This is a genomic window from Psychrobacter sp. N25K4-3-2 (assembly GCF_015351755.1).
Taxonomy (GTDB): Bacteria; Pseudomonadota; Gammaproteobacteria; order Pseudomonadales; family Moraxellaceae; genus Psychrobacter; species Psychrobacter glaciei.
Genome location: NZ_JADKLX010000031.1, coordinates 1 through 580 on the forward strand (window position 1 = coordinate 1; position 580 = coordinate 580).

The 580-nt window shown below is 46.2% G+C and carries 1 protein-coding gene; it reads left to right on the forward strand.

All coding sequences use genetic code 11. From position 1 onward, the window contains the following. Positions 1-162: 162 nt before the first annotated feature. Complete coding sequence (locus IOD06_RS13490) at positions 163-528, forward strand: IS30 family transposase (protein ID WP_320157443.1); 366 nt, start codon at positions 163-165, stop codon at positions 526-528. Positions 529-580 lie beyond the last annotated feature (52 nt).

Here is a 580-nt window from a genome sequence, read left to right on the forward strand (position 1 = left end):
GGGCAAATAAAAAATCGCGTTAGCATTGAAGAGCGCCCACAAATAGTTGATGAGAAAGGCCGTATCGGAGATTGGGAAATAGATACCGTCATAGCCAAAGGTCATCGAGGCGCCCTTGTTACCATTGTAGAGCGGGTCACCCTATTCACTGTATCAACTTAGGTGGCAGGCAAAACAGCGGAGGCCGTCACTGCGGCGACGATAGAACTATTAAGGCCATATAGGTCAGCGCTTCATAGCATCACGGCTGACAATGGAAAAGAGTTCGCTTATCACGAGCAAATCACAGAGGCTTTAAGTGTTCCTGTTTATTTTGCTCACCCTTATCACTCATGGGAGCGCGGAGTGAATGAAAACACGAATGGATTACTACGCCAGTATTGGCCGAAGAGCACAGATTTTAAGGCGGTAACACCAGCGCAAGTTATACCAGTACTTGAGCAACTTAATAATCGTCCAAGGAAGACACTTGGATTTGAAACGCCTGCAAAATTGATGCAGGATCACTTGGCGGCTAAAGCCGCCTAAACGTTATGCACTTCAGATGTGAATCCGCGTGTTTATATCGCGTTAATTTTTG